The organism is Streptomyces sp. NPDC087901, from assembly GCF_044742205.1.
Classification (GTDB): Bacteria; Actinomycetota; Actinomycetes; order Streptomycetales; family Streptomycetaceae; genus Streptomyces.
On the sequence record NZ_JBIUUC010000006.1, the window covers coordinates 147,104 to 159,213 of the forward strand.

At 69.1% G+C, this 12,110-nt stretch carries 9 protein-coding genes; 8 read left to right on the forward strand and 1 reads right to left on the reverse strand.

Annotation, left to right across the window (positions count from 1 at the left end; translation table 11 throughout):
• Window positions 1-12: 12 nt before the first annotated feature.
• The 4 genes from ACIOEW_RS20895 to cimA all read left to right on the forward strand — a co-directional run bounded on the left by ACIOEW_RS20895 (window position 13) and on the right by cimA (window position 4,941).
• The gene (locus tag ACIOEW_RS20895; RefSeq protein WP_362556132.1) at window positions 13-1,014 is read left to right on the forward strand and encodes an agmatine deiminase family protein; all 1,002 of its coding nucleotides are present in this window, start codon (window positions 13-15) and stop codon (window positions 1,012-1,014) included.
• Between the two features lie 3 nt (window positions 1,015-1,017).
• Window positions 1,018-1,626, forward strand: a complete 609-nt coding sequence (locus tag ACIOEW_RS20900; RefSeq protein WP_401965074.1) for a TetR/AcrR family transcriptional regulator — start codon at window positions 1,018-1,020, stop codon at window positions 1,624-1,626.
• Window positions 1,627-1,723: 97 nt separating this feature from the next.
• A complete protein-coding gene (locus tag ACIOEW_RS20905) occupies window positions 1,724-3,055 on the forward strand; it encodes an MFS transporter (RefSeq protein WP_401965076.1) in 1,332 nt (443 codons plus the stop codon).
• Window positions 3,056-3,333: 278 nt separating this feature from the next.
• The gene (gene cimA, locus ACIOEW_RS20910) at window positions 3,334-4,941 is read left to right on the forward strand and encodes a citramalate synthase (RefSeq protein WP_362556086.1); all 1,608 of its coding nucleotides are present in this window, start codon (window positions 3,334-3,336) and stop codon (window positions 4,939-4,941) included.
• 88 nt (window positions 4,942-5,029) lie between these two features.
• Here the strand turns inward: cimA and ACIOEW_RS20915 are convergent, their stop codons facing one another.
• Window positions 5,030-6,898 (reverse strand): lectin, encoded by a 1,869-nt coding sequence (locus ACIOEW_RS20915; protein ID WP_401965077.1) that lies wholly within the window; start codon window positions 6,896-6,898, stop codon window positions 5,030-5,032.
• A gap of 291 nt (window positions 6,899-7,189) precedes the next feature.
• On the opposite strand from ACIOEW_RS20915, the gene ACIOEW_RS20920 reads away from it, so the two are divergent.
• From ACIOEW_RS20920 to ACIOEW_RS20935, 4 genes are all read left to right on the forward strand, one after another.
• Window positions 7,190-8,164, forward strand: a complete 975-nt coding sequence (locus tag ACIOEW_RS20920; RefSeq protein WP_401965078.1) for a LacI family DNA-binding transcriptional regulator — start codon at window positions 7,190-7,192, stop codon at window positions 8,162-8,164.
• 133 nt (window positions 8,165-8,297) lie between these two features.
• Window positions 8,298-9,974 (forward strand): ABC transporter substrate-binding protein, encoded by a 1,677-nt coding sequence (locus tag ACIOEW_RS20925; RefSeq protein ID WP_401965079.1) that lies wholly within the window; start codon window positions 8,298-8,300, stop codon window positions 9,972-9,974.
• Window positions 9,975-9,997: 23 nt separating this feature from the next.
• On the forward strand, window positions 9,998-11,062 hold the full coding sequence (locus tag ACIOEW_RS20930) for an ABC transporter ATP-binding protein (RefSeq protein WP_362556079.1): 1,065 nt from the start codon (window positions 9,998-10,000) through the stop codon (window positions 11,060-11,062).
• Window positions 11,059-12,039, forward strand: a complete 981-nt coding sequence (locus tag ACIOEW_RS20935) for an ABC transporter permease (RefSeq protein WP_362556078.1) — start codon at window positions 11,059-11,061, stop codon at window positions 12,037-12,039. Before ACIOEW_RS20930 ends, ACIOEW_RS20935 begins: the two co-directional genes overlap by 4 nt.
• Window positions 12,040-12,110: the final 71 nt, after the last annotated feature.

Genomic DNA, 12,110 nt, shown 5'->3' on the forward strand with positions numbered 1-12,110 from the left:
GTGACCTTCCGCATGCCGCCCGAATGGGCCCCGCACGAACGCACCTGGATGGCCTGGCCCGGCCCCAACCCCACGTTCGGCACCGCGGCCGAACTCGACGAGGCCCGCCGCGCCTGGGCCGCGGTCGCCCACGCCGTCCGCCGCTTCGAACCCGTCACGATGGTCGTCGGCCCCGGCCAGGAGGACGGCGCCCGCGCACTGCTCGGCCCGGACGTCGAGCTCGCGGTGCGCCCGCTCGACGACGCGTGGATGCGTGACATCGGCCCCACGTTCGTCACCGACGGAAGCGAACTGGCCGCCGTCGACTGGACGTTCAACGGCTGGGGCGCCCAGGGGTGGGCCCGCTGGGAGCGCGACCGCCACATCGCCCGCTCCGTCGCCGAGCTCGCCGGTGTCCCCGTGCACAGCTCGCCGCTGGTCAACGAGGGCGGCGCGATCCATGTCGACGGCGAGGGCACCGTACTGCTCACGGAGACCGTCCAGCTCGGCAAGGAACGCAACCCCGCCTGGACCCGTGAGGAGGTCGAGGCCGAGGTCCACGCGCGCCTGGGCACCGAGAAGGCGATCTGGCTGCCCCGTGGCCTGTCCGGCGACTACGGCACGTACGGCACGCTCGGCCATGTCGACATCGTCGCCGCCTTCGTCCGCCCCGGCACCGTCGTCGCCCACGTCCAGCCGGACCCGGTCCATCCGGACCACGAGATCACCCGGGAGACCGTCCGCATCCTGCGCGCCGCCACCGACGCGAAGGGGCGGCCGCTGGAGGTCGTGGAGGTCCTCGCGCCCACCGTGCTGCGAGCCGGCGACGAGTGGGTCGACTACTCCTACATCAACCACTACCTCTGCAACGGCGGTGTCGTCCTGTGCGCGTTCGGCGACCCGCGCGACGAACTCGCCGCCGGGATTTTCCGCCGGCTCTTCCCCGGCCGTACGGTGACACTCGTCGACGCCCGCGCGATCTTCGCCGGGGGCGGCGGCATCCACTGCATCACCCAGCAGCAGCCGAAGGTCTGAACCGTGCCCACCGCCCCGCGCCGCCGCAACACCGCCCCGCCCCGCGAGGACGTGCTCGCCGCCGTCATGGCCACCGTCGCCGAACGCGGCCTCGACGGCCTCACGATGGCCGGGCTCGGCCGCGAGGTCGGCATGAGCAGCGGCCACCTCCTCTACTACTTCCGTACCAAGGACGAACTGCTGCTCCAGACCCTGGAGTGGAGCGAGAACCGGCTCGGGGCCGAGCGGCGCCGGCTGCTGTCCTGGCCCGGGACGGCCCGCGAACGGCTCGACGCGTACATCGCCCTCTACCTCCCCGCCGGCCACCGCGACCCGCACTGGACGCTCTGGCTGGAGGTCTGGAACCGCTCGCGCGACGCCGACGAGGACGCGCGCGCCCGGCAGGCCGCGATCGAGGGCGCCTGGCACCGCGACCTGGTGGCGCTGCTCGCCGAGGGCGGCTCGCGCGGGGAGTTCCGCCGGGTCGACGCCGAGCACGTCGCCACCCGGCTGCGCGCCCTGCTCGACGGTTTCAGTGTCCATGTGGCGGTCGGTGTCCCCGGCACCGGCCGGGACCAGGCCCTGGCCCGCGTGGCGGAGTTCGTCGACGAATCGCTGACCGCCACCGGCTGACGTCACCCGCCCGTGAACGAAACGCACGTAAGTACGCGCGATCGTTGCGCCCTGCACCCTTGTTGGACTTCCGGCGGTTCGGGCACGGTGGCCAACCATGGGACGAGAGCAGTGGAAGAAAATCTGGGTCGGTTCGGCCGGCAACATGGTCGAGTGGTTCGACTGGTTCGTGTACGCGACCTTCGCGGTCTACTTCGCGGATTCGTTCTTCCCCGAAGGCAACGAGACCGCCAACCTCATGAACACCATGGGCATTTTCGCCGTCGGCTTCTTCATGCGGCCGGTCGGCGGCTGGCTGCTCGGCCGGATCGGTGACCGCAAGGGCCGTAAGGCCGCGCTCACCCTGACCGTCACCCTCATGTCGGCCTCCGCGGTCCTCATCGCGATCGCGCCGACCTACGACGTCGCCGGGTACGGAGGCGTCGCCGTACTGATGGTGGCCCGGCTGCTCCAGGGGCTGTCCGTCGGCGGTGAGTACGCGGCCAGTGCCACCTACCTCACCGAGGCCTCCGCACCCGAGAAGCGCGGCTTCGCCTCCAGCTTCCAGTACGTGTCCATGACCGCCGGACAGCTCGTGGGCCTCGGCCTCCAGATCGTCCTGCAGCGCAACATGTCCGAGGCGGCGCTGCACAGCTGGGGCTGGCGCATCCCGTTCGTCGTCGGCGCACTCGGCGCGGGCATCGTCTTCTACCTGCGCCGCTCCATGCTGGAGACGGAGGTGTACGCCGACTCCGGAGCGGCCGAGCAGCAGGACCGCGGCACGCTGAAGGTGCTGTGGCAGCACCGGCGCGAGGCGTTCCTCGTGATGGCCCTGACCATGGGCGGCACCGTCGCCTACTACACGTACACGACCTACCTCACGAAGTTCCTCTCCAAGAGCGCCGGCATGGAGAAGTCCACCGCCTCGCTCGTCAGCTTCTGCGCGCTGTTCGTCTTCATGTGCATCCAGCCGCTGGCCGGAATGCTGTCCGACCGGATCGGCCGCCGCCCGCTGCTGATCACCTTCGCCGTCGGTTCGACCTTCCTGACCGTGCCGATCATGACGATGCTCAAGCACGCCGACACGTTCTGGCCGGCGCTCGGCCTCGCCCTGCTCGCGCTGCTCGTGATCACCGGCTACACCTCGATCAACGCCTGTGTGAAGGCCGAGCTCTTCCCGACGGGCATCCGGGCCCTGGGCGTCGGTCTCTCGTACGCCGTCGCCAACGCGCTCTTCGGCGGCACCGCGGAGTACGTGGCGCTGTGGTTCAAGAACGCCGGCGCCGAGTCCGGCTTCTACTGGTACGTGGCCGGTTGCGCCGCGGTCTCCCTCGTCGTCTACCTGACCATGCGTGAGACCCGCGACATCGACCTGAACCGGGTCGTCGCCGGGCAGGCGGGGGAGAAGGCGCAGCCCGCCGGAGCGACGAGCGTCACGCCCGCATCCTGAGACAGCGCGGGGTACGGAGGCGGTCCTGTGCCAGACTGCTTCCGTGTCCTCGTTCGTCATGATTATTGGCAACAGGCGCGCCGGTCCGCAGTGATCGTCCCGTACCACCATGTACGGCACGGCCACCGTGCCCCAGACCCGCGCGCAGACCTCTCGCACCCGCGAGGGGTTTTTTGTTTTCCGGCCCTCACCACCGGCCGGGACGAGGCACGCGGGATGATGGGGGCAAGTGGAGTCAGATCGTCCGGATCCACTCATCCGACAGGAGTCAGATCAGCATGACCACCAAGGCCAAGCCCACCGACGACAGTTTCCATGTCTTCGACACCACGCTGCGCGACGGTGCCCAGCGTGAAGGCATCAACCTGACGGTCGCGGACAAGCTGACCATCGCCCGGCACCTGGACGATTTCGGCGTCGGTTTCATCGAGGGCGGCTGGCCGGGAGCCAATCCCCGCGACACCGAGTTCTTCGCCCGCGCGCGCCAGGAGATCGAGTTCAAGAACGCCGAACTGGTCGCCTTCGGCGCGACCCGCAGGGCCGGCGGCAAGGCGGCGGAGGACCCGCAGGTCAAGGCGCTGCTGGAGTCGGGCGCCTCGGTGATCACCCTGGTCGCCAAGGCGCACGACCGCCATGTGGAACTCGCCCTGCGCACCACGCTGGAGGAGAACCTGGAGATGGTGCGTGACACCGTCTCCTATCTGACCGGCCAGGGCCGCCGGGTGTTCCTCGACTGTGAGCACTTCTTCGACGGCTACCGCGCCAACGCCGAGTACGCCAAGGACGTCGTCCGGACCGCGTCCGAGGCAGGGGCCGACGTCGTCATCCTCTGCGACACCAACGGCGGGATGCTCCCGGCTCAGATCCAGGCCGTCGTCGCCACCGTCCTGGCCGACACCGGCGCCCGCCTCGGCATCCACACCCAGGACGACACCGGCTGCGCCGTCGCCAACACCCTGGCCGCCGTCGACGCGGGCGCCACCCACGTCCAGTGCACCGCCAACGGTTACGGCGAGCGGGTCGGCAACGCCAACCTCTTCCCCGTCGTCGCCGCGCTGGAGCTCAAGTACGGCATGTCCGTCCTCCCCGAGGGCGCGCTCGCCGACATGACCCGCGTCTCGCACGCCATCGCCGAGGTCGTCAACCTCACGCCCTCCACCCACCAGCCCTACGTCGGCGTCTCGGCCTTCGCGCACAAGGCCGGGCTGCACGCCTCCGCGATCAAGGTCGACCCGGACCTGTACCAGCACATCGACCCCGCGCTGGTCGGCAACACCATGCGGATGCTCGTCTCCGACATGGCGGGCCGCGCCTCCATCGAGCTCAAGAGCCAGGAACTCGGCATCGACCTCGGCGGCGACCGCGAGCTCATCGGCCGGGTCGTCGAGCGGGTCAAGGAGCGCGAACTCCAGGGCTACACCTACGAGGCGGCCGACGCCTCCTTCGAGCTGCTGCTGCGGGCCGAGGCCGAGGGCCGGCCCCGCCGCTACTTCCGCGTGGAGTCCTGGCGGGCGATCGTCGAGGACCGTCCCGACGGCACCCACGCCAACGAGGCGACCGTGAAGCTCTGGGCCAAGGGCGAGCGCATCGTCGCCACCGCCGAGGGCAACGGCCCCGTCAACGCGCTCGACCGGGCGCTGCGGGTCGCCCTGGAGCGGATCTACCCGCAGCTGGCCAAGCTGGAGCTGGTGGACTACAAGGTCCGCATCCTGGAGGGTCGCACCGGCACCGAGTCCACCACCCGCGTCCTGATCACCACGGGCGACGGCCAGGGCGACTGGGCGACCGTGGGGGTCGCAGAGAACGTCATCGCGGCGTCCTGGCAGGCCCTGGAGGACGCGTACACCTTCGGGCTGCTGCGCGCGGGGATCGAACCGACGGAGTAAGAGGGTCCGGCGCGGACGCGCCCGGACCACGGGCCGGCTGTCCGGCCCGCGGTCCGGGCGTGTGGCCCGTGGTCCGGGCGGGTGGCTTCTACTGGAGATGCCACTTCTGGTTGGCCGTCCCCGTGCACGTCCAGATCTGGGTGCGGGCCCCGTTCGCCGTGGACTGATCGGTCACGTCGAGGCACTTGTCCGCGGCCGTGTTGACGATGTCGCCCGTCGAAGCGTTGTACGTCCAGCGCTGCGCCGAGGTGCCGTTGCAGGTGTACAGCTGGACCTTCGCGCCGTTCGCCGTCGAGCCCGCGGTCACGTCCAGGCAGGCGCCGAGCGCACGGATCGAGCCGTCGCCCTGCACTGTCCAGCGCTGGTTGGTGCCGCCCGTGCAGTCCCAGAGCTGGACGGGCGTGCCGTCCGCGCCGGTGTTGCCCGTCGCGTCGAGGCACTTGCCGCCGGGGCCGGACAGGGTCCCCGAGGCGGCCTCCGCCCCGGACTGTGTCCCCGACCAGGTGAACGTCGCCGATGTGCGGGCGGGGAGCGAGTAGGAGAACTTCTGGCCGCCCCAGTTGACCGTCACCTGCTGGGCCGAGCCGCCGCCGTTGTACGCGATCAGCGCCTTCGAGCCGTCCGGGTTGCGCCAGGCGACGTTGGGCACGGTGGAACTGGCGGTGGAGGAGATCCGGGAGGCGCCCGGGCGGACGAACTTGGTCAGGTGGCCCATCGTGTAGTACTCGATGTTGTAGTCGACCTGTCCGCTCCTGCTGTCCCCGTTGTGCACGGTGATCAGCCCGTCGCAGGTACCGCAACCACCGTTGTGCGGGCCGCGGTTCTGGTCCACCGCCAGGGACCACTTGGTCACCGACTTCGCCCAGTTGCGGGTGTAATCGATGATGTTCAGCATGTCCTCGCGCTGCTGGTCGGCGATCCAGGTTCCGCCCGAGTGCTCGGTCTGGAACGCGTCCATCGACGGGTACTGGTTGTGCACCGCCGTCTGCTTGGCGATGTCACCGCCGTACCCGTGCCAGGCCACCCCGCCGAAGTTGGGGTGGTTGCGCACGGCCGCGTCGTCCACGGTGGCAGCGGCGTACGCGTCGTAGGTGTCCCAGTTCCAGTCGTGGGCGAGCACCTTGGTGGCCAGACCCGCGGAGGCCAGCTTCGGCAGCAGCTCGCTCTTGGTGAAGTAGGCCAGTCCGGAGCCGTTCCAGCTCATCGAGGGATAGCCCCCGCAGCACGTCGGCTCGTTCTGCGCGGTGACGTAGTCGACCGGAACGCCCTGGTCCCGGTAGGCCTGGAGGTACTTCACGAAGTAGTCGGCGTAGGCGCCGTAGTTCTCCGCCTTCAGCCAGCCTCCGTTGAGCTGCCCGTTGTCCTTCATCCAGGCCGGGGCGGTCCAGGGCGATGCCACCGTCGTCAGCGCCGGGTTGAGCTGCCTGGCCTGTTTCGTCAGCGGCAGCACATCCTCCAGATCGTGTGCGATCGAGAAGTTCGACAGCGACGGGTCGCTCTGCCCGGCGGGCATGTCGTCGTACGTGTAGCCGTACCGCGCCAGGTCCGAACCGCCCATCGGATTGCGTACGAACGACAGCCCGATGCCCTCCGTGGGGGAGAAGAGCTTCTTCATCGTGGCGTCGCGAGTCGCCTGGCTCAGCGCCCCGCTGCTCTTCATCAGATACGCGGCGGTGTCGGTGAACGAGGCGCCGCCGCCGGTGAAGGTCTGGTACCGGGTGTTCTCGTCGACCGCGATGTTCGTACCGCCGCCCCCGTTCCCGGCTCCGAACGCGACCGGGGTCTGCGCCTCCAGGCCCCGGGTCACATGACGGCCGCCGGAGTCGTCGGTGGTGGTCAGGGCGATGTTCACCGTCTCGCCCGCGGCCTGCGCGGTGCCGGACGAGAGTCCGGTGAGGCCGGCGGTCGCGAGCACTGCTGCGAGCAGCGCCCTGGCCGCCCTTCCTGAACGGATCATGGCTGATGCCTTCCTCGGCGGGAGCGTGGGGGACGTGCCGTCGGACGAGACGGGAGTGAACTGCTCTTGCGTGCCCACGTCAAGAGCCTGTGCGTTCAGGACTTGAAGGCAACCGCCTTTTTCCGCTGCTCGGAAGATGGGTACGGACCAATCTCGACGTGAAGTATTGACGGCCCTGTTCCAGCGGGGTTAACTCACGCCACCAACGCCGGTACCGGTTCCGGAACCGGTTGCGGTACCGGTTCCACGGCCGGCCGTTCGCTCTGTCCCGTTGTGTCCTGGAGGCCCCCGATGCGTGTCACCATCGCTGATGTCGCCCGTGAGGCCGGCGTCAGCAAGACGACCGTGTCCCGGGTCATCAACACCAAGGGCGAAGTGGACGGTTCGACGGCCGCCCGTGTTCGTGAAGTGATCGCACAGCTCGGCTATGTACCCAGTTCGGGCGCCGTCGGTCTGGCCCGCGGCAGCAGCCGTACGGTCGGCATGCTGGTGCCCTCGCTGACCTGGCCGTGGATGGGCGAGGTGCTCCAGGGCGTCGTCGACACCGTCGAGGCCGCCGACTACGGGCTGCTGCTCTTCACCTGCAACCGCGGGGCCGAGTCCGTGGAGCGCTTCACCAGCCAGGTGTCGGCGCGCGCTTTCGACGGACTGGTCGTCGTCGAACCCGAGAACACCATGGACCACCTCACCGCACTGCACCGCGGCGGCCTGCCGATCGTGCTGATCGACGATCGCGGCCACCACCCCGAGTTCCCCTCCGTCGTGACCACCAACCACGAAGGAGGCGCGTCGGCCGCCCGCCATCTGCGGGCTGCCGGCCGCACCAGGCCCCTGGTCATCACAGGCCCCCAGGACTTCGGCTGCGTACGCGACCGGCTGGAGGGATTCGTCTCGGTCCTGCCCACCGACCTCGTCGTCCGCGGAGACTTCACCGAGATCTGCGGCCGGCAGGCCGTGGAGCAACTCCTCGCCTCCGGCGTCGAGTTCGACTCGGTCTTCGCGCACAACGACATCACCGCAGCAGGCGTGCTGCGGGCGCTGCGCGCCGCGGGACGCTCCGTGCCCGGTGACATCGCAGTGGTCGGTTTCGACGACATCCCGATGGCCGAGCACACCGAACCGCCCCTGACCACCGTGCGCCAGCCCACCCGGCAGATGGGTGAGACGGCCGCACGGATGCTGCTCTCCCACCTCGGCGGCACGCCCGTACCCGACGCACCGGTCGTGCTGCCCACCGAACTGGTCGTGCGCCACTCGGCGCCCTAGCGCTGCGGGCCCGGCCCCGCACGCACCCGTACCGCCCGTACCGCCTGTACGCACCCGCACCTCCCGTACCCGGCGCGCCGAGCTCTGCCCGTTTCCGGATCTCCCAGACCCGCCAGTCCCTCCTGGAGTCGTTATGTCCGCACGCCGTCACACGCTCAGAGCCGCCGCGCTCGCCACCGCGGTGGTCGCGCTCGCCGCCGGCTGTTCGTCCGCCAACTCGAACCACAACAAGGGCGGCGGCTCGGCCGCCTCGGGCGTGCTGAACCTGGGCAAGCCCGACGGGCCGCAGACGAACAACAGCAACCCGTTCCTGAACACCTCGGCGGGCGCCACCCTCGGCTATCGCTGGATGATCTACGAGCCGCTGGCGATGACGAGCCAGATCCGGCCCTCGGTGAAGGCCGACCCGTGGCTGGCGACGGACTGGAAGTGGGACCTCAACTTCACCAAGGTCACCTTCACCCTCGACCCCCGGGCCAAGTGGGCCGACGGCAAGCCGCTGACCGCCGACGACGTCGCGTTCACCTTCAACCTGCTGAAGAAGCACCCGGCGCTCAACGCCGACGGCATCGCGTGGGGCGGGGTCGAGGTACAGGGCAAGAAGGTCGTCCTGACCTTCGACGACTCGCAGTACGTCAACCAGAACAAGATCATCCAGCAGTACATCGTGCCCAAGCACATCTGGGAAGGCGTCAAGAACCCGGAGACCTGGCCCAACCGCACACCGGTCGGCTCGGGCCCGTACAAGCTGAAGACGTTCACCCCGCAGACCACCACGCTGACCGCCACGCCCACCTACTGGAAGGGCGCGACGAAGGTCAAGGAGCTGCGCTACAGCACCTACAACGACAACAGTGCCGCCACCACCGCACTGGCCAGCGGCAAGCTGGAGTGGTCGTTCGTCTTCATGCCGAACTACAAGCAGCTGTTCATCTCCAAGGACCCGGAGAACCACAAGCTGTGGTTCCCCTCCGGGCTCGGCATCCACGGCCTGTGGTTCAACACCGCCCGCGCGCCGTTCGACAACCCGGCGCTGCGCAAGGCCATGGCGATGGTCGTCGACCGCAACGCGATCTACACCCAGGCCGAGGCGACCCTCTACCCCGAGATCACCAACCCGACCGGCATCCCGCTGCCCGCCGGCAAGTCCTTCCTCGCCCCCGAGTACCGGAACGCCACCACCAAGCCGGACGTCGAGGGCGCCAAGAAGGTCCTGGAGAAGGCCGGCTTCACCCTCAGCGGCGGTGTCCTCAAGGACCCGAGCGGCAAGCCGGTGAAGCTGACCTTCACCGACCCGGCCGGCTGGAACGACTACATCACCGGTCTCGCGATCATCAAGGACAACATCAAGAAGATCGGCATCGAGGCCAAGGTCAAGACGCAGACCGCCGAGGCGTGGGGCGCGGACGTCGCCAACGGCAACTTCGACGCCACCCTGCACTGGACCAACAGCGGCGCCACCCCGTACGACATGTACCAGAACATCATGGACGGCGCGCTGCTCCAGCCCATCGGCAAGCCCTCCCAGCAGGGCAACTTCGGCCGCTTCAAGAGCACCGAAGCGACCGAGGCGCTGAAGGACTTCGCCAGTGCCACGACCGACACCGCCCGTACCGCGGCGATGAACTCCCTGCAGAAGATCATGGTCGAGCAGGCGCCGATGATCCCGACGGCTGCCGCGCCCATCGGGGCCGAGTACTCCACCAAGAACTGGGTGGGCTGGCCCACCGAGGCCGACCCGTACGCCGACCCGCAGCACACCCAGCGCTCGTCGCTGGAGATCGTGCTGAAGCTCAAGCCGTCCAAGTAGGACCAGGGATCCAGGTACCGGCCATGTCTGAAAAGCTCGAAAAGAACCACGTCGTGCTCGAAGCACGCGGAGTCACGAAACACTTCGCCGTGCGGCGCACCGGCCGCGATCTCCTCGCGGGCAAGCGCCGTACCGTCCACGCCGTCGATGACGTCTCGCTGCAGCTGCGGCGCGGCACCGTCACGGCGCTGGTGGGGGAGTCAGGCTCCGGGAAGTCGACCGTCGCCAGACTGCTCGCCCAGCTGTATCCGCTCACCGAGGGCGAGATCCACCTGGGCGGCCAGAAGGTGAAGGCCGGACGTGGCCGGTCCTTCCGCAGCTACGTACGCCGGGTCCAGCTCATCTTCCAGGACCCGTTCGCCTCGCTGAACCCCGTGCACACCGTGCGCTACCACCTCACCCGCGCCCTGAAGATCCACGGCAGGGCGGGCAGCGGCGACGCGGAACTGGAACAGAACCTGACCGCTCTGCTGAACCGTGTCCAGCTGACTCCTCCTCATCAGTATCTGGACAAGTTCCCGCACGAGCTGTCGGGAGGTCAGCGCCAGCGCGTGGCCATCGCCCGCGCGCTCGGCGCCGACCCCCAGGTCCTCCTCGCCGACGAGCCCGTCTCGATGCTGGACGTTTCCATCCGGCTCGGGGTGCTCAACCTGCTCAAGGACCTCAAGGACCGCATGCACCTCGCGATCCTCTACATCACCCACGACATCGCGTCCGCCCGCTACTTCGCGGACTCCACGCTCGTGATGTACGCGGGCCGGATCGTCGAGGGCGGTGACAGCGAGACCGTCACCCAGCGCCCCGCCCACCCCTACACCCAGCTGCTGATCGCCTCGGCGCCCGACCCGGACCGGGTCGTCGACGAGGAGGAGCAGGAGGAGACCGGCAGCGGCGAGCCCCCCTCGCTCATCGACCCCCCTGCCGGCTGCCGTTTCCACCCCCGCTGCCCCAAGGCGATGGAGCGCTGCCGCACCGAACTGCCGCCCCGCTTCGACCTGGCCGACGGCCAGTGGGCCGCCTGCTGGCTGTACGACGGCTCCGCCGTCGCGGCCCCCACCGACGGCCACGAGAAGGAGGCTGCGAAGTGAAGTACCTGCTCCAACGGCTCGCCTTCTACCTGGTTACCGCCTGGGCCGCCATCACCATCAACTTCCTCATCCCGCGCCTGATGCCCGGCGACCCGGTGCAGGCACTCATAGCCCGCTTCCAGGGCCAGCTGGACACCAGCGCCATCGCCTCGCTCAAGGCCCTGTTCGGCCTCGACAAGAAGCAGTCGATCTGGCAGCAGTACACCGACTACTGGTCACACCTGTTCCACGGTGACCTCGGGCTCTCCTTCACCTTCTTCCCCACCCCGGTGAGCGAGGTCATCGCCCAGTCGCTGCCGTGGACGCTCGCGCTCGTCGGCATCACCACGCTGATCAGCTTCGTGCTCGGCACCGGCATCGGCGTCTTCACCGGCTGGCGGCGCGGCTCCTGGATGGACAGCCTGCTGCCCGTCACCACGTTCATCTCGGCGATCCCGTACTTCTGGCTCGGCCTCATCGCCATCTCGCTGTTCGCCGTGAAGTGGCCGCTCTTCCCGGCCGCCGGCGGCTACGACAACTCGCTGGTGCCCGCCTTCGACTGGCCGTTCATCTCCAGCGCGCTCTACCACGGGGTGCTGCCCGGCCTCACGATCGTGCTCAGCGCGGTGGCCGGCTGGATCCTCGGCATGCGCAACATGATGGTGACGGTGTCGAGCGAGGACTACGTCATGGTCGCCCAGGCCAAGGGGCTCTCGGAGCGCCGGGTGATGTTCGGATACGCCGCCCGCAACGCGATCCTCCCCAACATCTCCGGCTTCGCCCTCTCGCTCGGCTTCATCGTCGGCGGCACGCTCCTGGTGGAGATGGTCTTCTCCTACCCGGGCATCGGCTACCAGCTCTTCCAGGGCGTGGGAGCCAAGGACTACCCCCTCATGCAGGGCGTCTTCCTGATCATCACGCTCTCCGTCCTCGCGGCGAACCTCCTCGCCGACGTGCTCTACATGCTCCTCGACCCCCGTACCCGAAGGGAGGCCTAGTGCCTCTCGTCCAGAGCATGCCGGGCTCGCGGGGTCTGGCACGCACACCTGCGGTGTTGTCGTCAGTCACC